At 70.7% G+C, this 22,583-nt stretch carries 25 protein-coding genes, 2 tRNA genes and 1 other RNA gene; 11 read left to right on the forward strand and 17 right to left on the reverse strand.

From position 1 onward, the window contains the following. Positions 1-23 precede the first annotated feature (23 nt). On the reverse strand, positions 24-1,868 hold the full coding sequence (locus CEK68_RS02695; RefSeq protein ID WP_152238465.1) for a glycosyltransferase family 39 protein: 1,845 nt from the start codon (positions 1,866-1,868) through the stop codon (positions 24-26). Between the two features lie 36 nt (positions 1,869-1,904). On the opposite strand from CEK68_RS02695, the gene CEK68_RS02700 reads away from it, so the two are divergent. From CEK68_RS02700 to CEK68_RS02715, 4 genes are read left to right on the forward strand one after another with little or no spacing between them, the layout of a single operon-like run. Next, a complete protein-coding gene (locus CEK68_RS02700; protein ID WP_150410543.1) occupies positions 1,905-2,858 on the forward strand; it encodes a MoxR family ATPase in 954 nt (317 codons plus the stop codon). A 5-nt stretch (positions 2,859-2,863) separates the two neighbouring features. Beyond that, the gene (locus CEK68_RS02705) at positions 2,864-3,820 is read left to right on the forward strand and encodes a DUF58 domain-containing protein (protein WP_152238466.1); all 957 of its coding nucleotides are present in this window, start codon (positions 2,864-2,866) and stop codon (positions 3,818-3,820) included. Beyond that, positions 3,813-5,762, forward strand: a complete 1,950-nt coding sequence (locus tag CEK68_RS02710; protein ID WP_152238467.1) for a DUF3488 and transglutaminase-like domain-containing protein — start codon at positions 3,813-3,815, stop codon at positions 5,760-5,762. The genes CEK68_RS02705 and CEK68_RS02710 overlap by 8 nt, the downstream gene beginning before the upstream one ends. After that, positions 5,759-6,277, forward strand: coding sequence for a Slp family lipoprotein (locus tag CEK68_RS02715; RefSeq protein WP_017914772.1), 519 nt, complete (start codon positions 5,759-5,761; stop codon positions 6,275-6,277). Before CEK68_RS02710 ends, CEK68_RS02715 begins: the two co-directional genes overlap by 4 nt. Before the next feature lie 81 nt (positions 6,278-6,358). Here CEK68_RS02715 and CEK68_RS02720 read toward each other — a convergent pair whose 3' ends face one another. The 4 genes from CEK68_RS02720 to dnaX all read right to left on the reverse strand — a co-directional run bounded on the left by CEK68_RS02720 (position 6,359) and on the right by dnaX (position 9,811). Then, a complete protein-coding gene (locus CEK68_RS02720) occupies positions 6,359-6,706 on the reverse strand; it encodes a histidine triad nucleotide-binding protein (protein WP_010342491.1) in 348 nt (115 codons plus the stop codon). 75 nt (positions 6,707-6,781) lie between these two features. Next, the gene (recR, locus tag CEK68_RS02725; protein WP_017909283.1) at positions 6,782-7,396 is read right to left on the reverse strand and encodes a recombination mediator RecR; all 615 of its coding nucleotides are present in this window, start codon (positions 7,394-7,396) and stop codon (positions 6,782-6,784) included. Positions 7,397-7,609: 213 nt separating this feature from the next. Further along, positions 7,610-7,930, reverse strand: a complete 321-nt coding sequence (locus CEK68_RS02730; protein ID WP_017909282.1) for a YbaB/EbfC family nucleoid-associated protein — start codon at positions 7,928-7,930, stop codon at positions 7,610-7,612. Between the two features lie 6 nt (positions 7,931-7,936). Further along, the gene (gene dnaX / locus CEK68_RS02735) at positions 7,937-9,811 is read right to left on the reverse strand and encodes a DNA polymerase III subunit gamma/tau (RefSeq protein WP_152238468.1); all 1,875 of its coding nucleotides are present in this window, start codon (positions 9,809-9,811) and stop codon (positions 7,937-7,939) included. A 236-nt stretch (positions 9,812-10,047) separates the two neighbouring features. Between dnaX and CEK68_RS02740 the strand changes: the two genes are divergently transcribed. Both CEK68_RS02740 and ffs read left to right on the forward strand, forming a co-directional pair. Continuing rightward, positions 10,048-10,140, forward strand: a tRNA-Ser gene (locus tag CEK68_RS02740). Positions 10,141-10,240: 100 nt separating this feature from the next. Then, an RNA gene (ffs, locus tag CEK68_RS02745) (signal recognition particle sRNA small type) lies at positions 10,241-10,337 on the forward strand. Between the two features lie 436 nt (positions 10,338-10,773). Here the strand turns inward: ffs and CEK68_RS02750 are convergent. The 7 genes from CEK68_RS02750 to CEK68_RS02780 are packed head-to-tail and all read right to left on the reverse strand — an operon-like array spanning position 10,774 to position 14,932. Beyond that, on the reverse strand, positions 10,774-11,220 hold the full coding sequence (locus CEK68_RS02750; RefSeq protein WP_152238469.1) for a molybdenum cofactor biosynthesis protein MoaE: 447 nt from the start codon (positions 11,218-11,220) through the stop codon (positions 10,774-10,776). Positions 11,221-11,223: 3 nt separating this feature from the next. Continuing rightward, positions 11,224-11,469: a MoaD/ThiS family protein gene (locus CEK68_RS02755; protein ID WP_152238470.1), complete on the reverse strand. Its 246-nt coding sequence runs from the start codon at positions 11,467-11,469 to the stop codon at positions 11,224-11,226. Next, positions 11,466-11,984 carry a cyclic pyranopterin monophosphate synthase MoaC gene (moaC, locus tag CEK68_RS02760; protein ID WP_152238471.1) on the reverse strand — a complete coding sequence of 173 codons (519 nt, stop codon included), beginning with the start codon at positions 11,982-11,984 and terminating at the stop codon, positions 11,466-11,468. The genes CEK68_RS02755 and moaC overlap by 4 nt, the downstream gene beginning before the upstream one ends. 31 nt (positions 11,985-12,015) lie before the next feature. After that, positions 12,016-12,390, reverse strand: a complete 375-nt coding sequence (locus CEK68_RS02765; RefSeq protein ID WP_017915899.1) for a nuclear transport factor 2 family protein — start codon at positions 12,388-12,390, stop codon at positions 12,016-12,018. 3 nt (positions 12,391-12,393) lie between these two features. After that, positions 12,394-13,428, reverse strand: a complete 1,035-nt coding sequence (moaA, locus tag CEK68_RS02770) for a GTP 3',8-cyclase MoaA (RefSeq protein ID WP_152238472.1) — start codon at positions 13,426-13,428, stop codon at positions 12,394-12,396. Further along, on the reverse strand, positions 13,425-14,183 hold the full coding sequence (locus CEK68_RS02775; RefSeq protein WP_152238473.1) for an MBL fold metallo-hydrolase: 759 nt from the start codon (positions 14,181-14,183) through the stop codon (positions 13,425-13,427). Before CEK68_RS02775 ends, moaA begins: the two co-directional genes overlap by 4 nt. Then, positions 14,183-14,932: a 3-deoxy-D-manno-octulosonic acid kinase gene (locus CEK68_RS02780; RefSeq protein ID WP_017914809.1), complete on the reverse strand. Its 750-nt coding sequence runs from the start codon at positions 14,930-14,932 to the stop codon at positions 14,183-14,185. Before CEK68_RS02780 ends, CEK68_RS02775 begins: the two co-directional genes overlap by 1 nt. Before the next feature lie 20 nt (positions 14,933-14,952). Here CEK68_RS02780 and CEK68_RS02785 point away from each other — a divergent pair, with 20 nt between their 5' ends. Continuing rightward, a complete protein-coding gene (locus CEK68_RS02785; RefSeq protein ID WP_152238474.1) occupies positions 14,953-16,002 on the forward strand; it encodes a glycosyltransferase family 9 protein in 1,050 nt (349 codons plus the stop codon). Positions 16,003-16,201: 199 nt separating this feature from the next. After that, a complete protein-coding gene (locus CEK68_RS02790) occupies positions 16,202-16,456 on the forward strand; it encodes a DUF2798 domain-containing protein (protein WP_043092951.1) in 255 nt (84 codons plus the stop codon). A 47-nt stretch (positions 16,457-16,503) separates the two neighbouring features. On the opposite strand, the gene CEK68_RS02795 is transcribed toward CEK68_RS02790, so the two are convergent. Further along, positions 16,504-16,908, reverse strand: coding sequence for a DUF6165 family protein (locus CEK68_RS02795; RefSeq protein WP_017907820.1), 405 nt, complete (start codon positions 16,906-16,908; stop codon positions 16,504-16,506). 281 nt (positions 16,909-17,189) lie between these two features. Further along, positions 17,190-17,280, reverse strand: a tRNA-Ser gene (locus CEK68_RS02800). Positions 17,281-17,489: 209 nt separating this feature from the next. Between CEK68_RS02800 and CEK68_RS02805 the strand changes: the two genes are divergently transcribed. Next, positions 17,490-18,194, forward strand: a complete 705-nt coding sequence (locus CEK68_RS02805; RefSeq protein ID WP_152238475.1) for a protein phosphatase 2C domain-containing protein — start codon at positions 17,490-17,492, stop codon at positions 18,192-18,194. Between the two features lie 194 nt (positions 18,195-18,388). Here the strand turns inward: CEK68_RS02805 and dnaQ are convergent, their stop codons facing one another. Genes dnaQ through CEK68_RS02820 form a run of 3 tightly spaced genes read right to left on the reverse strand, consistent with a single transcriptional unit; the run spans position 18,389 to position 20,286 of the window. Next, positions 18,389-19,126: a DNA polymerase III subunit epsilon gene (gene dnaQ / locus CEK68_RS02810; RefSeq protein WP_017907822.1), complete on the reverse strand. Its 738-nt coding sequence runs from the start codon at positions 19,124-19,126 to the stop codon at positions 18,389-18,391. Between the two features lie 29 nt (positions 19,127-19,155). Beyond that, positions 19,156-19,614 (reverse strand): ribonuclease HI, encoded by a 459-nt coding sequence (gene rnhA, locus CEK68_RS02815; protein ID WP_017907823.1) that lies wholly within the window; start codon positions 19,612-19,614, stop codon positions 19,156-19,158. A 12-nt stretch (positions 19,615-19,626) separates the two neighbouring features. Further along, entirely contained in the window at positions 19,627-20,286 is a 660-nt protein-coding gene (locus CEK68_RS02820) for a hypothetical protein (RefSeq protein WP_193314084.1), read from the reverse strand. Between the two features lie 12 nt (positions 20,287-20,298). Here CEK68_RS02820 and gloB point away from each other — a divergent pair, with 12 nt between their 5' ends. Both gloB and CEK68_RS02830 read left to right on the forward strand, forming a co-directional pair. After that, positions 20,299-21,066 (forward strand): hydroxyacylglutathione hydrolase, encoded by a 768-nt coding sequence (gloB, locus tag CEK68_RS02825; RefSeq protein ID WP_152238476.1) that lies wholly within the window; start codon positions 20,299-20,301, stop codon positions 21,064-21,066. Beyond that, positions 21,063-22,274, forward strand: a complete 1,212-nt coding sequence (locus CEK68_RS02830) for a lytic transglycosylase domain-containing protein (protein ID WP_152238477.1) — start codon at positions 21,063-21,065, stop codon at positions 22,272-22,274. The genes gloB and CEK68_RS02830 overlap by 4 nt, the downstream gene beginning before the upstream one ends. The last annotated feature ends 309 nt before the right edge of the window (positions 22,275-22,583 follow it).

Raw genomic sequence — 22,583 nt, forward strand, 5'->3', positions numbered from 1 at the left:
GTGGAAAGGCGCGCCATCCTAGCTCAGTGCGGGCGCAGCACGATCGGTTGTTCCCACCAATCCTCGACGCTGCCGTCGCGGCCGTGCAGGCGCAGGCCCAGCCAGTGCGTGCCCGGTGCCAGGCCACTGGCATCGACGGTGGCACGGAAGCCGATGTTCGGATGATTGGGATCCGTGGAGATCTTCCAGAACTTGGTGACGTCGTACACGTCGCCGTAGTGCGCCTGCGCCGCGACCTTGCCGTCGAGCAGCACCTCGATCCGGTCGATCCCCACCCCGTCCTTGAACGCCCAGCCGGACACGTCGAAGCGACGCCCGACGCTGGCGTCCACGTCCGGGGTGTTGAACCAGGCCATCGCCGGCGTGGTGCAAGGCCCGCTCGCGCGCTGCGCCGGCAGCGCGAACAGCAGGAAACGCTGGCTGCCGTGGTCGCTGGACACCACCCGCGACGGCGGCAGCGGACCGACCAGGTCGCAGACCGCGTGGTAGCGCTGCAGCAGCAGCCGGTACTTCATGTCGCTGGGCGAAAGCACCAGCAGCCGCGGACCGTCGCGGTGGCCGTCGCTGAGCAGTCCCCACTGCTGCAGCTGTGCGCTGCGCCCGTGCTTGTCGTTCAAGGGATGCGGCAGCACCTGGATATCCGGGTCGCGCAGTTCGAAGCCGAGTTCGGCGCCGACCTTGAAGTTGTCCGCCAGCACCTTGGTGCCGGGCGGCATGCTCGCCAGTTCGCGACGCACCGCGCCGGCCAGCGGCCGCCAGCCGGCGAAGTTGCGCGGGTAGTACTTGTCGCCGGCGGTGTGCTCGCGCACCGCCGGCACCGACACCGCCAGGTAGTAGCCGAACGCACCGACCAGACCCAGCCCGGCCAGCAGCCAGGTGGCGCGGCGCAGCGGCTTGCTCCAGCCGTTGAGGATCACCGGCGTGGCGATCAGCAGCGCCAGATAACCCGGCAGCGGCCAGTGGAAGCTGACCCGCTCGGCGTCGGTGAAGAACCCGAGCAGGAAGATGCCCAGCGTGGACACCCCGCCGAGCAGGCCGAAATACCGCCACTGCACGCGCGTGCCGCTGCTGCCGCCACGCGTGGCCATCAGCGCGACCTTGGTCATCGCCACCGCCAGCAGCGGCGTGACCAGCAGCAACTGGATCAGCAGGAAGGCGATGCCGGCGGGCTGGAAACTCCAGGGGTGACGGTCGACCAACTGGAACTTGAGACCGGCTTCGCCGTTGTCCGCGTTCCAGGCCAGCAGCGGCAGCCAGGCGACCATGCCCAGCGCCAGCGCGACCCACACCTGCGGATCGCGCAGCATGCGCCGGCCCTGCGGGATCAGCAGCAGCGCGATCGCGCCGACGCCGATCACGCCGACGAAGCGGTAATGGCTCAGCGCGCCGATGACCAGGCCCAGCGCCAGCTCCACCGCGCTCATCGCCTCGGTCTGGCGCAGCAGCCGCGCGCTGGCGTCGATGCACAGGATCGTCGCCAGTGCCATCGGCACGTCCGGCAGCGCCAGGATGCCCAGGGTGCCGGACAGCGGCATCAGCAAGGCCAGGCTGCCGGCGCGCCAGCCCGCCACCGCACCGAACCAGCGCGTGGCGATGCGTGCGATCAACCATGGCAGGGCCGCGCCCAGCAGCAGGAACGGCGCACGCAGCGCCAGCAAATGATCGCCGCCGAGCGCCACGCCCAGCCGCGCCAGCCACGCGGTCAGCCCGGGCAGGTCCGAGTAGGCCAGCGCCAGGTGCTGGCCTTCCTGCCAATAGAATGCCTCGTCCACGAACAACGGCAGGCGCGCGGCGACCAGCAGTTTGGCGGCAGTGACGAGCGTCCACAGCACGATGAAGACGCTGCGTGCACGTTGTTCCCCTTGCATTGCCCGTACACTCCCTGAAACCGTTGCGAGACTGCGATGCCTACTCCGCTCCGCTTGCCGGAAATGCTAACCGATACGTTGCGCGAGGCGCTCACGCGCGCCCAGCAGCAGGTCAACGCGCTGGTCCTGGGCAAGCCGCAACAGGTGCGCATGGCGTTTGTCGCCCTGCTGTCCGGCGGACATCTGTTGATCGAGGACCTGCCCGGCCTGGGCAAGACCACGCTGGCGCATGCGCTGGCGGCGAGCCTGGGGCTGGGCTTCCAGCGCGTGCAGTTCACCTCCGATCTGTTGCCGGCCGATGTGCTCGGCGTGTCGGTGTACGACGCGCAGTCGCGCCAGTTCCAGTTCCATCCCGGCCCGGTGTTCACCCACGTGCTGCTCGCCGACGAGATCAACCGCGCGCCGCCGCGCACGCAGAGCGCGCTGCTGGAAGCGATGGCCGAACAGCAGGTCACCCTCGACGGCACCACCCATCCGCTGCCGTCGCCGTTCTTCGTGATCGCCACGCAGAACCCGGTGGACCTGTCGGGCACCTTCCCCCTGCCCGACTCGCAACTGGACCGCTTCCTGCTGCGCCTGGCGCTGGGCTATCCCAACGCCGAGGCCGAACGCGCGCTGCTCAGCGGCAGCGACCGCCGCGACCTGATCGCGCAGGCGCAGCCGCTGCTCGGCGAGGCCGACATGGCCACGCTGCGCCAGGGCGTGGAGCAGATCCACGCCAGCGAGGCGCTGGTCGCCTATGTGCAGGCACTGCTGGCGCGCAGCCGTCAGCACCCGGGCGTGCGCGTGGGCCTGTCGCCGCGCGCCGGCATCGCCCTGCTGCGCGCGGCCAAGGCGCATGCGCTGCTGCTCGGCCGCGGCCATGTGCTGCCCGAGGACGTGCAGGCGCTGTTCGTGGCCGTCGCCGAGCATCGCCTGGTGGCCGAACAGGAATCGGCCTCCGGCCAGGCCCTGGCCAAGGCGATCCTGCACAGCGTCGCGGTGGACTGACGCCGATGCCGGGCGGGCGGCGCGACTGGCGGCAGCGACTGGCGCAGTTGGCCGCGCCGCGCGCGCCGGAAGCCCTGCCGGTGCAGTTGGACCGGCGCCGCATCTACATCCTGCCGACGCCGTTCGGCGGCTTCCTGGCACTGCTGCTGGCGGCGATGCTGCTCGGCGCGCTGAACTACAACAACAACCCGGCACTGCTGCTGGCGATGCTGCTCGGTGCCGCGGCGATGGCCAGCGCCATCGTCGCCCACCTGCAGTTGTCCGGACTGCGCCTGGAAGCGCTGTCGGCCGAGCCGGTGGCGGCCGGGCAGCCGCTGCGCCTGCGGTTGGCGCTGGCAACGGCCGACGGCCGCCGCCGGCGCGGCCTGCGTGTGCGCCATGGCGCCGCGTACACCTACCTGGACCTGCACCGCGACGATCGCAACGAGGCGGACCTGGAGGTGCCCACCGAGCGCCGCGGCTGGCTCGACCTGCAACGCATCCAGGTCTCCACCACCCAGCCGCTGGGCCTGCTGCGCGCCTGGGCCTGGTTCTGGCCGGACAGCGCGCTGCTGGTCTATCCGCAACCGGAAGCCGACGGCCCGCCGCTGCCTGCAGGCGCCGGCACCCCGACCCAGACCCGCCTGCACGCGCTCGGCGAAGAACTGCACCAGTTGCGTCCCTACCGCGCCGGCGACGCGCCGCGGGCAATCGCCTGGAAGCACTCGGCGCGCCGCGACACCCTGCTGGTGCGCGAGTACGAGCGCCCGATCGGTGTGGACGTGGTGCTGGACTGGCGCACGCTGCCGGCGTTGCCGCACGAACGCCGCATCGCACGGCTGGCGCGCTGGGTCGAGGAAGCCGAACGCGACGGCCGTCGCTACCGTTTGCTGCTGCCCGGGCAGCCGGCGCTGGGTCCGGGCCGCGGCCCGCAGCACCGGCACCTGTGCCTGCGCGCGCTGGCGCTGCTGCCGCATGGTTGAGCCGCGCTCGCCGACGCTGCATGCCGCCAGCCGCGCCTGGGCGCTGGGCGCGGCGCTGCTGGCCTTGCTGCCGCTGCTGCTGCAATTGCCCGGCACCCTGGCCGGGCTGATCGCGCTGTCGGCCCTGCTGATCGGCGCCAGTTCGGCGTGGCGGCCGCTGCCGGCGCTGCTGCGCCTGGTCCTGGTCGCGGTCATGCTCGCGGCGCTGTACTGGCAGGTCGGCCTGCGCTTCGGCCGCGACACCGGCTGCGCACTGCTGGCGGCGATGCTGGCGATCAAGCCCTCGGAACTGAAGAGCCTGCGCGATGCGCGCAGCCTGCTCGGCTTCGCCCTGTTCGCGCCGTTCGCCGCCTTCCTGCTCGACCAGGGGCCGGTGACGATGGCGCTGGGGCTGGCCGCGGTGATCGCGGCGCTGCTGTGCATGCAGCGCCTGGCCGACCAGGAAGGGCACAGCACGCAGCGCCCGTTGCGCGGGCAACTGCGCGGCGTCGGTCGCCTGCTGGCGCTGGGCCTGCCGCTGGCGCTGGCCGCGTTCTGGCTATTCCCGCGCCTGGGCTCGCCGCTGTGGGGCGTGCCGGAACGCGCGCTGGGCCGACCCGGCCTGTCGGACACGATGAGTCCGGGGCAGTGGCTGGACCTGTTGGCCGACGACACCCCGGCGTTGCGTGTGCAGTTCTTCGGCCCGGTGCCGGCGCCGGCGCAGCGCTACTGGCGCGGCCCGGTGCTGTGGGATTTCGACGGCCGCACCTGGCGTGCGCAGCGCGACAACGCCTTCGCGCCGGCACCGCCGATCCAGCTCGCACCCGGCGGATGGGACTATCAGCTCGAGGTGGAACCGACCGACCGCCGGCAATTGGTCGCCCTGGACCTGCCGCGGCAGGCACCGGCCGGCACCCGGCTGACGGCCGACGCCGTGCTGCAGACCGAGCGCCCGCTCAGCGCGCTGACCCGCTGGCGGCTGCGGTCGGCGCTGCCGCAACGGGTGGAGGCCGATCTCGCGCCGGCGCAACGGCAGCGCGCGCTGGCGTTGCCGCCCGGCTACAACCCGCGCACCCTGGCGCTGGCCCGGCAGTGGCGGCAGCAGGCCGGCGCCGACGATGCGGCGATCGTCGCCCGCGCCCTGCAATGGATCCGCCGCGACTTCGCCTACACCCTGGAGACGCCGCTGCCCGGCCGCGACGGCGTGGACGAGTTCCTGTTCCAGCAGAAGGCCGGGTTCTGCCAGCACTTCAGTTCGGCGTTCGTGGTGCTGATGCGCGGCGCCGGCATTCCTGCACGCGTGGTCACCGGTTATGCCGGCGGCACCCGCAACGCGTTCGGCGACTACTGGGTGGTGCGGCGCATGGACGCGCACGCCTGGGCCGAGGTGTGGCTGCCGCAACGCGGCTGGGTGCGGGTGGACCCGACCGCAGCGGTGGCGCCGGAACGCATCTACGACACCCTGGAGGACCGCCTGGGCAGCGATGCCGGCGCGCAGGGCGGCGGCGCAGACTGGCACTGGCGCGACCTCGCCGACTGGGCACGACGCGGCTGGAACGACCTGGTGCTGTCCTTCGACGCCAACCGCCAGCAACGCCTGCTCAGTCAGTTCGGCGTACCGAAGTTGGATCCCGGCCAACTGGTGGCCCTGTTCGCCGGGTTCGCGGTGCTGCTGCTGGGTGCGATGGCCTGGTGGCTGGCCCGCGGCGAGCGCGAACGCGATCCGCTGCTGCGGGCATGGCGGGCGCTGGGCCGACGCTACGCCCGGCGCGGGCTGGGCCGCGACCCGCACGAACCGGCCCTGGCCTGGGCCGCGCGCGTACAGCGGGAAACCGGCGATGCGAGCCTGATTCCGCTCAGCCGGCGTTTCGCCGATGCGCGCTACGCTGGCGCTGATTCGGACAGCGCTTCATTGTTGCGCGACCTGCGCAGGCACCGTCCGCCCACTGGAGCATCCCGATGAAGATTCGCCTGCTGTTCCCCGTGATCGCTGCGTTGGCGCTCGGCGCCTGCGCCACCGCCCCCAAGCCGCTGCAGGGCCAGTTCGCGCCCGTCAGCCCGCGCGACTCGGTCGCCGGCCAGCAGGCCGGCGCGCCGGTGCGTTGGGGCGGCAAGATCATCAAGACCACGCCCGGCCAGGGCCAGACCTGCTTCCAGATGCTGTCGCGCCCGCTCAATGCCAGCGGCCGTCCGGACAGCGATGCCGCCGACGCCAGCGATGGCCGTTTCATCGCCTGCCGCGCCGGCTTCTACGACCCGGCGGTGTTCGAGCCCGGCCGCGAGGTGACCTTCATCGGCCACGTATCCGGCTACGACAACACCCGCATCGGCGAGTACGACTACCGCCTGCCGAAGATGGACGCGGACGTGGTGTACCTGTGGCCGGTGGTGCGCCAGGTCGAAGTGGTGCCCGCCTATCCGTACGGCCCCTGGGGCGGCCCGTGGGGCCCGTGGGGTCCGCGCTGGGGCTGGTGGTAAGCCCTGCGTTTCTGCCGCAACGAAAAACGCCGCTGATCCAGCGGCGTTTTTTTATGCCTGCACGTTCGCGCCAGCCGCTGCTCAGGGCGTGCCGAAGCGCCCCAGCGGCGCACCGGCGAGCAGATGCAGGTGCAGATGGAACACGGTCTGCCCGGCGTGCTCGCGGCAGTTGATCACCACCCGGTAGCCGTCCTGGGCCAGGCCCTGCTCGCGCGCATAGCTGGCCGCGGCCAGCACCAGCCGACCGACCAGGGTCGCCTGCTCCGGCGCCAGGTCGTCCAGGGTCGGAATCTCCACCTGCTTGGGAATGAAGAGCACATGCACCGGCGCCTGCGGCGCGATGTCCTTGAAGCCGAGCACGGCGTCGTCCTCGTAGACGATGCTGGCCGGAATTTCGCGACGGATGATCTTGCCGAAGATGGTGTCCATGGAGCGCGCCCGGAACGAAAGAAGGGGCCGCCGTTATAGCCCAATTCGGCGTCGTACCGCAGCCGCGTGCGGCGGTTATTCGCCGGTGCCGGTGCGCGGCACTTCGCTGCGGCTGCCGAAGGCGTGCGACAGCGTGCCGCGATCCACGTACTCCAGCTCGCCGCCGAGCGGCAGGCCCTGCGCCAACCGGCTCGGCCGCACGCCATGCTGACGCGCCAGTTGCGCCAGGTAATGCGCGGTGGCCTCGCCTTCGACGGTGGAGTTGGTGGCGATGATCAGTTCGGCCACCTCGCCCTGCGCCAACCGCGCGGCCAGCCGGTCCAGGCCCAGCTCGCGCGGGCCGATGCCGTCCAGCGGCGACAGCCGGCCCTGCAGAATGAAGTACAGCCCGCGGTAGCCGGTGGCGTGCTCGATCGCCAGCCGGTCGGCCGGCGACTCCACCGCGCACAGCTGCTGGCGGTCACGCGCGGGACTGGCGCAGATCGCGCAGACCTCGGTCTCGCTGAAATCGCGGCATTGCGCGCAATGACCGATGCGCTCGATCGCCTCGTGCAACCGCTCGGCCAGACGCTGCCCACCCTCGCGCTCGCGCTCGAGCACGTGATAGGCCATGCGCTGCGCAGTCTTCTGGCCGACGCCAGGCAACACGCGGAACGCATCGATCAGTTGTTCGAGCAGCGGCGAGCTCATTGTGGTTGGGGATTCGGGAGTAGGGATTGGGGATTCGCAAAAGAAACATCGCTGTCACGCGATGTTTTCGTAGGAGCGGCTTCAGCCGCGACGGCTTGACCTGACCGGTCGCGGCTGAAGCCGCTCCTGCCAGAGGAATTCACCGAAGCAGGAAGGGCAGCGCACTCGTGAAAAACCGCGAATCCCCAATCCCGAATCCCCAATCCCGGCAACTCAGAACGGCAGCTTCATGCCCGGCGGGATCGGCATGCCGGCGGTGGCCGCGCCCATGCGCGCCTTGGATTCGGCATCGATCTTGTTGGACGCATCGTTGAACGCAGCCGCGATCAGATCCTCGGCCATTTCCTGGTCGGCCAGGATGCTCGGATCGATCCGCACCTTGCGGCACTCCTTGGCGCCGGTCAGGGTCACGTTGACCATGCCGCCGCCGGCGCTGCCGGTGACTTCCAGCTTGGCCAGTTCTTCCTGGGCGCGCTGCAGGTTTTCCTGCATCTTCTGCGCCTGTTGCATCAGTTGGGCGATATTGCCGCGCATCGTGGTTCACTCATCGTAGGGACGGATGGAATCGGGGACGACCCGCGCGCCTTGCTGCTGGATCAGCGCCTGCACCGCCGGGTCGTTCATGAACGCGGTCTCGGCCGCGTTCTGGCGCTCGCCGCGTTGCCGGTGCGAGCGCTCATGCAGGGTTTCGGCATCGACCGCGATGCCGCTTTCGATGACGATCTTCGGCCGCTGGCCCAGCGCATCGGCCAGCGCCGCAGCCAGTTCGCCCAGCGAGCGCTCCGACTGCAGGTATTCGAAGCCCGGCGACAGCGACAGCCGCAGCACGCCCTCGGCATGGCTGACGAAGGCGGCGTTGGCGGCGAGCTGCCGCGAGGGGCCGCTCAGGCCGCAATCGGCGACCAGTTCCAGCCAGTCCTCGGCGCTGTGCAGCGCGCGCGGCGTATCGGACACGGCGGCGTGGGTGCGCGGCGGCGGCGCCAGCGGCGGCACCATCGCCATTTCCGGCTCGGCGGCCGCAGCCGTGGCCGCGGCCGGAACGACCGCTGGCGCCGGCGTCGCGACGGGCGCGGACGGCGCTGGGCGTGCCGCCGGCGGTGCCGGCGGATCCCAGGGCGGATCCAGCGGGGCCGCCGCCGCACTGGGCGCAGCCGCCACGGGCGCAGCGGGAACCGGCGCCGGCGCGGCAACGGCAGGCGCCACCGGGGCAGCGGCGGCCACCACGGTCGGTGCCGCGGTCGCCACGGCAGGCGCACTGGCCGCGGCGGCCGGCGCAGTGCCGTGTCCTTGCGCTGCCGCAGCGGTGGCGGTGCCGGTCGGCAGCGCCGCGGCGCCCATCGGACGGAACGCCAGCATGCGCAGCAGCGCCATCTCGAAGCCGGCGCGCGGGCTCGGCGCCAAGTACAGGTCGCGGCGCCCGTTCAGCGCCATCTGGTACCACAGCTGCACGATCTCCGGCCGCAGGCGCTCGGCCAGCGGCGCGGGGTCCAGTCCGTCCAGCGCGGGCATGGCCGCGCCCGGCACCAGTTGCCGGACCTGGATGCGGTGCAGGGCCTCGGCCAGCGCCTCCAGCACCCCGCCCCAGTCGGGCGAGAACTCGGCCAGCCCGGCCACCACCTGCAGCAGCCGCTGCCCGTCGGCATCGGCCAGCGCGTCCAGCATCGCCCCGACCTGGGTGCGATCGACCGTGCCCAGCATCGTCCGCACCACGTCGTCGCGCAGCGCGCCGCCGGCGTAGGCGATGGCCTGGTCGAGCAGCGACAGGCCGTCGCGCAGGCTGCCGTCGGCGGCCTTGGCCAGCTGCACGATCGCCGAGGCATCCACCTCGATCTGCTCGGCGGCCAGAATCTTGGTCATCTGCCCCTGGATCTGCTCCTCGTCCAAACGCTTGAGGTTGAACTGCAGGCAGCGCGACAGCACCGTCACCGGCAGCTTCTGCGGGTCGGTGGTGGCGAGCAGGAACTTCACGTGCTCCGGCGGCTCTTCCAGGGTCTTCAGCAGCGCGTTGAACGCCGCCTTGGAGAGCATGTGCACTTCGTCGATCAGGTAGACCTTGAACTTGCCGCGCGAGGGCATGTACTGCGCGTTCTCGATCACCTCGCGCACGTCGTCCACGCCGGTGTTGGACGCGGCGTCGATCTCCAGCAGGTCGATGTAGCGCCCGGCGTCGATGTCCAGGCAGGCCGCGCACTGGCCGCACGGGTCGGCGCTGGTGCCCTGCTCGCAGTTCAGCGACTTGGCGAAGATGCGCGCGATGGTGGTCTTGCCGACGCCGCGGGTACCGGTGAACAGAAAGGCGTGGTGCACCCGGCCGCTGTCCAGCGCGTTGGTGAGCGCGCGGACCACATGCTCCTGCCCCACCAGCTCGGCGAAACGCTTGGGGCGCCACTTGCGGGCGAGAACGAGATAGGACATCAGGCGACCGTCTTCATCTGAACCACCATTGTGCCACGCCGGGCCACCGCGATCGTTCAGTCGCCCGGTCAGCCGCCATCACGCGCGCGCCGACCTTTGGCGCAGGGCTGCCTGCGACGATGAACAGGGCAAAGGTGACGCCGGTCAGCGCGGCAGCCGCGATTCGCCTTGTGAACGGCGGCCATGACGGCTAGAATTCCCGCCCTTGCCCGGACCGCATGGCCCGCGCAAGACCCGGAGAGGTGTCCGAGTGGTTGAAGGAGCACGCCTGGAAAGTGTGTAAGCGTCTAAACCGCGCTTCGGGGGTTCGAATCCCCCTCTCTCCGCCAGATTCGAATGCGTTTCCTCTCGCAGAATGCCCCACCCCGGTGGCGGTATCCGAAAGAGGAAGAACCGCGCCACTGGCGCGGTTTCGTCTCTATGGTGGCCCCGTCGGCCCCTCGCGACGCTAGGTCGAAAACCCCGCCAGGGCCGGAAGGCAGCAACGGTATCGATCGACGCGGGCGCCGAGGTCAGCCGGCGGGGCTACCACCCTCCTCCTGCAACGCTGCCTGCCGCATGGACACACATTGCCTGCGCGATGCGCCCTGCCAGGCATGAGCATCCTCGCGGTACGCCACGCCTTCCGCCCGCGTCGGGTCCCTGGCTAGTCGTTGGCACCGGCCGTGGCGACGGCGCACGCATCTCTACAACGGCGGCACCACTTCGGCGCGTATCGATCGACGCGGGCGCCGAGGTCAGCCGGCGGGGTTACCACCCTCCTACGACGACGAACGATCAACCTAGATCGCGGGCAGCGGTTGCGCCCGCAGAAAGCAACAGCCATCGCGGCCTGTCATTCGTTCCGGCCGTGGCGACGGCACAGAGATCCTCGCGGCGGCAGGCTATGCCTGGCGCGGTCAGCCGGCGGGGTTACCACCCTCCTCTACGAAGACACGATCGACGCCTGGCCGTGTGCGCCGCTACTCGGGTTGCGACGCCTGCGCCTCCGGATGCAGCCAGCCCGCATCGCCGTCGCGATAACGTTCGCGCTTCCAGATCGGTACGCGCGCCTTGACCTCGTCGATGACGTAGCGGCAGGCGTCGAAGGCGGCGCCTCGGTGCGCGGCGACCACACCGACCCACACCGCCAGGTCGCCGATCGCCAGTTCGCCGACGCGGTGCACGCAGCGCAGGTCGAGGATGGCGAAGCGGGCCAGGGCCTCGTCGACGATGCGTTGGCCTTCGGCCTCGGCCAGTGCGGCGTAGGCCTCGTAGTGCAGGCCGTCGACCGCGCGGCCGTCGTTGTGGTCGCGCACCCAGCCTTCGAAGCTGGCATAGGCGCCTGCCTGGGCGTGCGCCAGCGGGGCGCGCAGCGTGGCGATGTCGAGCGGTCGGTCGGCCAGCCGGAAACACGGTTCGGCGGACATGGCTCAGCCTCCCGAGACCGGCGGGATGAACACCACCTCGCTGCCGTCGCGCACCGCCTCGTCCCAGCCGACGAAGGCGCTGTCCACCGCCACCCGCAAGCGATCCAGCGGCCAGCGCAGGCCATGGCGCGCGTCGAGTTCGGCATACAGCGCGCGCAGGTTCGGCGCATCGGTGCGCACCTGTTCGCGTTCCAGGCCCGCGGCCTCGCGCAGGCTGGCGAAGTACAGCACGCTCACCTGGACGCTCATGCCACGCTCCCGACGTCGCGCTTGCCGCCACGCTTGCCGACCAGCCGCACCGGGCCGATGGTCATCGCGTGGGTCAGCGCCTTGCACATGTCGTAGACGGTCAGCGCGGCGACGCTGGCGCCGGTCAGCGCCTCCATCTCCACGCCGGTGCGGTGCACGATGCGCACCGTGCATTCGATGCCCAGCACCTGCGGCGAGCGCCAGTCGATGGCGAAGCGGCAGCCGTCGATCGGCAACGGATGGCAGAACGGAATCAGTTCGTGGGTGCGCTTGACCGCCATCGTGCCGGCGATCACCGCGGTGTCGACGATGCCGCCCTTGGCGCTGCGCAACGCGTCGGCGCGCAACTGCGCGGCCACGCGGGCGGGGAAGCGCACCTGCGCCTCGGCCACCGCCACACGCGCGGTGGCGGCCTTGGCGGAGACGTCGACCATGGTCGGCAATCCCTGCGGGTCCAGATGGGTCAGCGCCGGCGCGGCGGCGCGCGCGGACGTGGCGGAGGTCTTCTTGGTCATGGATTGCGCTGCCGCTCCCACGGCGCGATCTTCAAGCGCCGCCGGGGATCGGCGTGCCTTGGTGGAACAGCATGCGCCATTGGCCGTCGCGATACCGCCAAAGCGAACTGCGCAGCGCCTGTCGCGGCGGCTCGCCACCGCCGCTGCGCTCGCTGCGATAACGCAGGTGCGCCAACTCCGGTTCCAGCAGCTGCACATCGATGTCGAATGCACAGTAGCGAAATGCGCCCGACTCCGCCGGTAACGCCTGGAGCACCGCCGGCTTGTCGAAGCAGCGGCCGGAGGCACCGAACTCGACGAAGGCGTCGTCGAGCAGTTCGGCCACGCGCGCCGCCGAGGCACGCACCGCCGGTTCCAGCAATTCCAGTTCCAGCGCGACCAGCGCACGTTGCACGGCGGCGTCCATGGCTCAACCGCCGATCAGGAACATTTCGACGTGCTTGCCGCGCGTGGCGGTCGCCGCGCCGCGCAGTTCGCTGTAGCGATCGTCGCGGCGTTCCCACAGCGCACGCACGCGTTCGGCTAGCGCCTCCTCGCCCCCCGCCAGCGCCGGCCGCAAATCGGTGCCCTCGCCCGCGAACAGACAGGTGTAGAGATGGCCGTCGGCCGAGACCCGGGCGCGGTGGCAATCGCCGCAGAACGGCGCACTGACCGAGGTCACGAAGCCAATCTCGCCGCCGCCATCGGCGAACGCATAGCGCGCGGCGACCTCGCCCGGGTAGTGCGGCGCCAGCGCCTGCACCGGCCAGCGCGCGGCGATGCGGTCGCGCAGTTCGGCAGCCGGCACCACCCGCTCGCGGCGCCAGGCGTTGCAGGTACCGACGTCCATATATTCGATGAAGCGCAGCACGTGGCCGCTGCCGCGGAAATGCGCCAGCAATGGCAGCACCTGGTCGTCGTTGATGCCGCGCTGGACCACGCAATTGAGCTTGACCGGCCCCAGCCCGGCCGCGACCGCCGCGTCGATGCCCTCCAGCACCTGCGCGATCTCGCCACGGTCACCGGACAGCTTCCGGAACACCGCCGGCTCGATCGCATCCAGGCTGACCGTGACACGGCGCAGGCCGGCCTCGCGCAAGGCCTGCGCATGCCGCGCCAGCAGCGCGCCATTGGTGGTCATGGCCAGATCGTCCACGCCGGGGATGCGCGCCAGCCGCCGCACCAACTCGGGCAGATCGCGGCGCAGCAGCGGTTCGCCGCCGGTCAGGCGCAGCTTGTTGACGCCGTTGCGGACGAAGGCGCGGGCCACCGTCTCCAGTTGCGCGAACGACAGCCGCGATGCGGCGTCGAAGCCATAGTCGTCCGGCACCTTGTCGGCCGGCATGCAGTAGCCGCAGCGGAAGTTGCAGGCCTCGATCACCGACAGGCGCAGGTCGCGCAACGGCCGCCCGCGCCGGTCCGCCGGCGTCGCCGACGCGAGCGGCGGGCGCGGCAGCGCGTTCATCCTGCCGGCACCTGCGGCGCGCGCGGCGCGGCCAGCGCCACGCATTCGCCCGGGCGCGCCACGCGGTGGCCGCGGGCGCGCAGGGCCTCGGCATCCTCGGCGCTGGCGTAGTGGTAGAGCATGGTCCGTTGCAGCAGCTCGGCGGGGTATTCCCGCTCCAGGTCGTCCACGCCAGTATGCGACGGGTTGCCGTGAAGACCGCAGTCGTGGGCGACCAGTTCGCCGTCGTCGGCATACCGGTTCAGCATTTCCGGGATCGGCCGGGTATCCCCGCTCCACACCAGCGCGCCCTGCAGGCGCAAGCCATAGGCGGTCTCCGGCCAGTGATGGCGCACCGGGAACACCTCCAGGCGCACGCCCTCGTGCCAGAACGCATCGCCCACCGCGATCAGCTGGAACGCATCCCAGAAGTTGGCGCCGCCTTCGGCCAGCACGTTCGGATAGTCGGCCACGCGGCGGTGCAGCAGCGGCACCACCGTCGCCGGCACGTACAGGCGCACCTTGCCGCGACGCGCGGAAAAATAGCTGTCCACGAACAGCCGCTCGAAGCCGGCGACGTGGTCCAGATGCACATGGGTGACGAACAGCGCCTGCGGCATCGCGCCGTAGTGCGCCTGGTAGGCGGTCAGCCCCTCGCCGCCGCAGTCGATGGTCAGCCATGGCCGGCCATCGCGCTCGATGGTGGCCATCGGCGAGCCCAGCGACACCGCCGAGGCATTGCCCACGCCCTGGAAACGCAGCGCCCAGTCCGTCATCAGCAGCCGCGCTCCCAGGCCAGGTCGTAGGCGCGGCGCAGGCGCGCGTAGTCCTTCTCCACCGCATCGACGCTGCGCTCGCCGCGCAGTTTCAGCAGCGAACGACGCAGCCGCTTGAGGTTGCGCTCGCGCCAACGGGTGGCGGGAATGCGCAGCACGCCGCGGTCGAAGTCGATCAGCCAGCCGCGGCCGTTGCCGTCGAACAGGATGTTCTGCGCATTGAGGTCGGCGTGGTCGAGGCCGGCGCGATGGAAGCGCGCGATCAGCCGACCCGCCTCCTCCCACGGCGCGCCGCGGCCGGCCAGATGTGCGCGCTCGGCCAGCGAGCGCACGCCCTCCAGCCGCTCCATCAGGATCGCCGCGCGGTAGCGCAGCCCCTGGCGCAGATAACAGGCCGCCAATGGCCGCGGTACCGGCAGCTTGCGCGCGATCAGCGCACGCATCAGCCGGAACTCGGCGAAGCTGCGGGTGCGGTCGGCACCGGTCCACAGGTAGCGGTCGCGGACCAGCTTGGCGACCAGCCCACCGCGGCGGTACTGGCGCAGCACGCAACTGCCGAACGGGGCATCGACGAACCAGGCGCCGCCGCGGCCGCCGGCATCCACCGGGCGCGCGCGTTCGCCCCAGGCGGCGGCGGAAAACAGCGCCGGTTCGGCTTGCCGCAGCCGTTCGCGGTCGAACAGAATGGCCCCGTAGCCGCGGCCCTCGCGGTACGGCGTCAGCGCTTCGGTGGCGTCGAATGCAACCATCCAGCGAGTCTAACAACACCATGCCGGCAACGCTCCCTTCGTTGTGCCTGTTGCGCCTGTCGGCGCTGGGGGACGTGACCCACGTGGTACCGCTGGTGCGGACCCTGCAGCGCGCCTGGCCGCAGGCGCCGGCGTTGCACTGGATCATCGACAAGGCCGGGCACAAGCTGCTCGACGGCCTGCCGGGCGTGGTGTTCCACCCGTACGACAAGCGCAGCGGCCTGGCCGGCATGCGCGCCTTGCGCCGCGCCCTGCCGGCGCAAGGCTTCGACGCGCTGCTGCAGATGCAGGTAGCGCTGCGCGCCAACGTGCTGTCGGCGTTCGTGCCGGCGCGCCGCCGCATCGGCTACGACCCCAGCCGCTCCAAGGACCTGCACGGCCTGTTCGTCAACGAACGCATCCCCGACCGCCCCGGCATCCACGTGTTGGAGGCGATCGGCAGCTTCTGCGAGCCGCTGGGGCTGCGCCAGACCGAGGTGCGCTGGGACCTGCCAGTGCCCGAGGACGCCCACGCCTGGGCGCGTGCGCAATGGCCCGAGGACGGCCGTCCGGCGCTGCTGATCTCGCCCTGCTCCAGCCATCAGCGTCGCAACTGGTATGCCGAGCGCTACGCCGCGGTGGCCGACCATGCCGCCGCGCAAGGCTGGCGGGTGGTGCTGTGCGGCGGCCGCAGCGACCTGGAGCGCAGCACCGCCGACGCCATCGTCGCGGCGGCGCGCACGCCGGTGCTCGACCTGGTCGGCCGCGACACGCTCAAGCAACTGCCGGCGCTGCTGCAGCGCGCCGCATTGGTGATGACACCCGACTCCGGCCCCATGCACATCGCCAACGCGATGGGCACCAAGGTGCTGGGCCTGCACGCGGCCAGCAACCCGCGCCGCAGCGGCCCGTATTCGGACATCCGCTACTGCGTGGACAAGTACGACGCCGCCGCGCGCAAGTACCTGGGCAAGCCGGCCGCGGAGTTGAAGTGGGGCAGCAAGATCGAATTCGACGGGGTGATGGAGCTCATCGCGGTGGACGATGCGATCGCCGCATTCGAGCGCTATCGCGCCGACCACGGCCACTGAGCCCGGTTGCGGCGCCCGCGGCGCCGCTCTACCATCGCCGCGCGTCCTGCCGCCGACCCGGCCCGCAGGAGCCGCCGTAAGCGTTTACGTCAATCAACGCGCCAACTGCGCCGGATCCGTCCGGGGCTGTTTCCCGCCCAGGCCTGGCAGGCCGTTGGCGGGTGGCGCCTTCGATCGACCGGCTTACGGAGAGTCCGCAATGTCACGTTCCCCGCTGTTTTCCCGCAAGCTGTCCCCGCGCCATGCCGCCTGGGTCACCCCGCTGCTGCTGTCGGTGCTGATGACCTGCATCGTCTCGATGATCAGCACCCTGCGCAGCGTCGGGCTGGCGCCCGGCGTCGGCACGCTCTGGCTCGGCGCCTGGGCGCTGTCCTGGCTGGTGGCCTTCCCCACCCTGCTGCTGGTGCTGCCGCTGGTGCGGCGCCTGACCGGCCTGGTGGTCGCACGCAACTGAGGTGCGGCGCGTTCCGGGAGGCGGCAACGCCTCCCGGAACTCTGCCCTCACGCCGAGGCGTTGCGGTAGTCCTGGTAGGACTTCTCTTCCACGTAGCTGGAGCCCAGGGCCAGGTTGATTTCCTTCTTGAGCCGCGCGCGTTCGTCGTTTTCGTAGTACACGCTGCGCGCCAGCTTGATGAACTCCTCGTCGAAGGCCTGCGCCTTCTCCTTGATCCGGATCTCGTCCTCGATCACCCACAGGCGCTCGTTGACCGCCTTCAGTTCCGCGCGCAGGCGCGCCACGTCGCCGCCGGCCGCCGGATGCGCCATCCAGGTCTTTTCCAGCGCCGACAGTTCGGCACGCACATTGGCCAGCTTGCCCGGATCTTCGATGCGCTCGGACTTGATCTGCAGGATGGCGATCTTGTCGAGCAATTCGCCGAAGGACACGGGCACCAGGATTTCGGACATGGCAGACACCAAAAACAGGAGAAAAGAGAGTGTAACGGCCGCGTCTTAAAGCGGCGTCGGCACGCGTCGCGATCGCCCAAAAACAAAAGGCCCCTGACGGGGCCTGATGCGAAACTGGCAGGAAGGGGGGATGCACTCGGTGCATGCTGCACCTCGCCCTGCGGGCGGCTGCGCCGTGCGCATCGGCTGTCGCCGATGGGTCGAACCCGCGGGGCTTCTCACCCCCCACTCCTGCACCGATCACACTCTGCGACCGCTGGAGGATGCGCGCGCGATGAAACTGGCGGGAAGGGGGGGATTCGAACCCCCGAGGCGCTATAAACGCCTGCCTGATTTCGAGTCAGGTACATTCAACCACTCTGCCACCTTCCCGGGTGGTCCCCGGCGGACCGGGGGCGTGCATCATACGGTCCCCGCCGCGCGCGGACAAGCGGCCAGGCGCCGAGCCCCCGCAAGCGCCCCGGCGCCGCGGGGCGATGAACCCCGCCTGCTGCGTGCCGCGCGCGGCGATTGCCTGATCCGCGCGCGACCGCGATGATGCCCGTCGACCCCAGAAAACACCGGCCGGCCGCAGGCGCGCAATGATCGAATTCGGACACCTCACCCACGTCGGCCTGCGCCGCGACCTCAACGAGGACACCTACTACGGCGACCACGAACTGGGGTTGTGGCTGGTGGCCGACGGCATGGGCGGCCACGCCTGCGGCGAGGTCGCCAGCGCGCTGGCGCGCGAGGCCATCGTGCGCGAAGTGCGCGGCGGCACCGCCCTGGCGCAGGCCATCCGCATCGCCGACGAGGAGATCATCCGCGCCTCGCAGCGCCGCAACGACACCCTGCCGATGGGCACCACGGTGGTGGCCGCGCGGGTGCAGGGCAACCGCTTCGAGGTGGCCTGGGTCGGCGACAGCCGCGCCTACCTGTGGCGCGACGGCAAGCTGGCCCAACTCAGCCAGGACCACAGCTACGTGCAGGAACTGATCGCGCAGGGCGCGCTCACCGCCGAGCAGGCCCGTGCCCATCCGCACCGCAACGTGGTCACCCAGGCGCTGGGCGTCACCGATCCGCAGCACCTCAACGTGGCCACGATGACCGGCGAACTGCGCCCGGGCATGCGCCTGCTGCTGTGCAGCGACGGGCTCACCGAGGAAGTGGACGATGTCGGCCTGGCCAACGCGCTGGGCCACGACGACTGCAGCGCGCAGGAATGCGTGGACATGCTGGTCGCCGCCGCGCTCGACGAAGGCGGCTCGGACAACATCACCGCGATACTGGTGCGCTGTCACTGAATTCGGTGCGGCGCGGCCGCCGCTCCGTCCGCGCAAACCACGTCACGGCACCGCTGGATACTGCATTCTCAACGCTCAAGCCGGCCAGGCTGCCCTGCAGGAGCAGTTGCAGCCGCGACGGGGCTTTACCGGGAACGCGCCGTCGCGGCTGACGCCGCTCTACAACAGACGTCCCATCGTCATTCGAGCGCCCTTCAGCCGGCCACCGCGTCCGCCACGACCGGTTCGGCGTCGTCCCACAGCGCGCGGCCGGCCTTCTTGCGCAGCTTCTCCAGCCGCGCCTGGTGCGCTTCCAGTTCCGAGGCCGTCGGCAACACCCGCGGCCGCGGCAGCAGCATGGTCATGTCGAATGCCGGACCCTGCGCCGCCGCATGCGCGGCGCCGTCCTCGGCCAGGGCGAAGCCGATTTCCTCCTGGCCGGAGGTCAGCGCGATGTACACATCGCTGAGGATTTGCGCATCGAGCAGCGCGCCGTGCAGTTGCCGGTGCGAGTTGTCCACGCCCAACCGCTTGCACAGCGCGTCCAGCGAATTGCGCTGGCCGGGGAAGCGCTCGCGCGCCAGCAGCAGGGTGTCGATCACCGTGGCGCGATCGAGGATGCGGCCGTAGGACTCGCCCAGCCGCGACAGTTCGTAGTCCAGAAAGCCCAGGTCGAACGAGGCGTTGTGGATGATCAGCTCGGCGCCGTCGATGAACTCCAGGAATTCGTCGACCACCTCGTGGAATTCCGGCTTGTCGGCAAGGAAATCCAGGGTCAGGCCGGTGACTTCCTGCGCGCCGGGTTCGAAATCGCAGTCCGGGCGCAGGTAGCGATGGAAGTTGCGCCCGCTGGGGCGGCGTTCGAGCAGTTCCACCGCGCCGATTTCGACGACACGGTTGCCCTTCTTCCATTCCAGGCCGGTGGTTTCGGTATCGAGGATGATCTGACGCATGGGACTCGCAGCGGAAAAGGAAGACAAGATCAGGTCGCGACCGCGGCGCCGCCGGCACGCACGTGCAGGGCCTGGTTGCGCGCCAGCTGGTCGACCCGCTCGTTGTCCGGATCGCCGTTGTGGCCCTTGACCCAGCGCCAGTCGATCGTATGCCGCTGCGCGGCCGCATGCAGCCGCTCCCACAGATCGCGGTTCTTGACCGGATCGCCGCCGGCGGTCTTCCACTGCCGGCGCACCCAGCCCGGCATCCATTCGGTGATGCCCTGGCGCACGTACTGCGAGTCGGTGTGCAACACGATCTGGCACGGCTCGTTGAGCGTCTCCAGGGCCATGATCGCGGCCATCAGCTCCATGCGGTTGTTGGTGGTGTGCGCCTCGGCGCCGGCCACCTCGCGCTCCAGTCCCTTGTAGCGCAGCAGCGCGGCCCAGCCGCCGGGGCCGGGATTGCCGAGGCAGGCGCCATCGGTATGGATGTCGACAGTCTTCATGAAACTCCGTGTTCAGATGGAAGCGACCGAGCCGCGCCAGCGGACCGGCGCGCGCAGCGGAATGGGGCCGATGCCGGCGACGGTGCGTTTTTCTGCCTGCAGCAGGCAGACCGCGCGCAGCGGCGCGGTGGAGGTGGCCGGGCCGACCCCGCCGCGGGTCGGCCACACCGGCCCGAGATAGCGCAGTTGCTCCACGCACGGCAGGCCGACCTGTTCGAGCAGGCCGCGCCAGCTACCTGGCGGACGCGCCACCAGGCCCTGGCGGCGCCAGCGCAGCCGGTACGGGCTCACCGCATTGAGCGCGAACAGCCACAGCCGCCCGCCCGGCATCAGGATGCGCTCGCATTCCTCCAGCAGCGCCGCCGCGTCGGCGGCGAGCACGTGCTGCAGGACGATGGCGTTGACGCTTTCCGACGGCAGCGGCAGTGGCAGCGTGCACACCAGGTCGCCGGCGTAGCCGCAGGCGCTGCGGTGCAGGCGCACGCCCCGCCCCGGCAGCTCGCGCGCGAGGGGTGGTAGCGGCACCGGGGCCAGCCACAGCCAGGGCTGCGCGGGGCGCTTGAGCAAGGCGTCGAGGATCAGCGGCTGCTCGGCCTGCAGCAACGCCTGCGCCCCGGCAGTATCAAACCAGGATGAGACGTTGGCTTGACGAGGGAGCGACACGGCAGGCATGGTGCCAATTCTATGCGACTGATCGCCCTGCCCGCATTCCAGGATAACTACATCTGGGCGATCGCCACGGACGACGGGCGTGCGTTGCTGGTCGATCCAGGCCAGGCCGAGCCGGTGCTGGAGGCCGCGGCCCAAGGGCTGCAACCCGCCGCCATCCTGCTCACCCATCACCACGACGACCATATCGGCGGCGTCGCCGCCTTGCGCGAACGCTGGCCGGATCTGCCGGTGTACGCGCCGGACGACCCCCGCATTGCCGGATTTTCGTGCGAGCGGGTCGGAGAGGGCGACGTCGTGAAGGTGCTGGACTGGCAGTTCGATACCCTGGCCGTCCCCGGCCATACACGCTCGCACCTGGCCTACGCCGGCGAGGGCCATCTGTTCAGCGGCGATACGCTGTTCAGCCTGGGCTGTGGACGCATGTTCGAAGGTACGCCCTCCCAGATGTTGGGTTCGCTGCAGCGCCTGTCCGCCCTCCCGGGGCAGACGCTGGTCTGCTGCGGACACGAATACACCTTGGCCAATGCGGCATTCGCCGTCACGGTCGATCCCACCAACGCTGCCCTGCGGCAGCGCCATCAGGAAGCCCAGGCCATGCGTCACGCTGCCCGCCCCACCGTTCCCGTCACTCTCGCCAGCGAACTGGCGACCAATCCGTTCCTGCGCACCGCTTCGGCGGCGATCCAGCAGGCGATCGGCGCCCGGCTCGGCCGGGGGGTGTCCGACGAAGTGGAAGTCTTCGCCGAATTGAGGCGCTGGAAAGACGATTTCCGCGCATGAGGGCGCTGGCGTTGACGGCGGCGCTGACGCTGGCGATAGCGTCGGCGGCGCCCCCCGCGGCGGCCGCGACCCCGCTTGCGGCGGCACTCGAGCAGACCGTGGCGGGCCTGAACGGCCTGCCGACGGACGCGGCGGCACTGCCGCCGCCGACCACCCGTAACGGGCACGACATCCTCGCCCGCTTCCGCGACGGCCTGGCCGATGCGCGCTGCGACGCCGGCGCCACCGATGCGCGCTGGCAGCAGCAGTTCTCGCGCGCGCCGTCGCGGCTGGCCGACGAGGACGAGGACGTGCTGCCGCTGTTCGGCTACGTGGTCGACGAACTGCGTGCTGCCAACCTGCCGACCGAGTTCGCGCTGATCCCGTTCGTGGAGAGCGGCTACCGCCCGGCCGCGCGCAACAGCAGCGGCCCCGCCGGCCTGTGGCAGTTCATCCCCGGTACCGCGCGCAACCACGATGTCCCGCTGGAGAATGGTTACGACGGCCGTCTGTCCGCGGTGGACTCCACCCGCGCCGCAGTGCGCTACCTGAAGACCCTGCACGGCATGTTCGGCGGCGACTGGCGCCTGGCGATCATGGCCTACAACGCCGGCGAATACCGCGTGCTGCAGTCGATGCGCCGCGCCGGCATGAACGCGCAGAACGCGCAGCCGGACAAGCTGCCTGGGCTGTCCTCGGTCACCTACGCCTACGTCGAGAAACTGCACGCGCTGGCCTGCGTGCTGGAACAGGCGCAGACCCGCGACGAATGGATGGCCTCGCTGGACCGCGACGTGCCGATCCTGCAGGCGCAGACCCTGCCCGCCGGCATGGCACTGGACGAATGGGCGCGGCGCCAGGCGCTGCAGGGCAATCAGCTCGCCCGGCTGAACCCGGCCCTGGGCAACGGCCGCAGCACCAAGCGCGCGCTGCCGGTGCTGGCGCCGCGCAGTCTGGGCGGCCCCGTGCTGGCCCAGGACACCGCGCCGCCGGCGCAGGACGACACCCCGGTCGTCGCCACCGTGGCCAGCGCCGACGACGCTCCCGCGCCAAACCGTGCCAAGCGCGCCGGCGCACGCTCCCGCCACACGCACACCGTGCGCGACGGCGACACCGCCTGGAACATCGCCAAGCGCTACGGCATCACCGTGCAGGCGCTGCTGATGAAGAACGGCCTGTCCGCGCGCAGCGTGCTGCGTCCCGGCATGGTGCTGAGCTACGAGGACTGATCGCGCTTCGGCTGCGGCGGGACGAGCTCCGGCCCATGCTGCAACGTCCGCGGATGTGCAGCCACGCCGCGGGGATGACCACCCGTTTCCTCGGCCCGATGGGCACCTTGTATCTGGACATGTCGCCCCTAAACAGGCGTCATGTCTTCCGACTGATCATCGGAGGAGGTGCGGGAGGTCCAGTCGCTCCTAAAGCTTCGAGCTTGCATCGTAGATCGGCTCCGCCCTCCACATGCTGGCCCTTGTGTGTCCGAACGGTATCCAGAGTCCGCCCGCGGGCGTGAACTCGCATCGACAAGGCAGGACCGG

The sequence above is a fragment of the Xanthomonas sp. LMG 12461 genome, assembly GCF_009192935.1.
GTDB classification, from domain to species: Bacteria; Pseudomonadota; Gammaproteobacteria; order Xanthomonadales; family Xanthomonadaceae; genus Xanthomonas_A; species Xanthomonas_A sontii.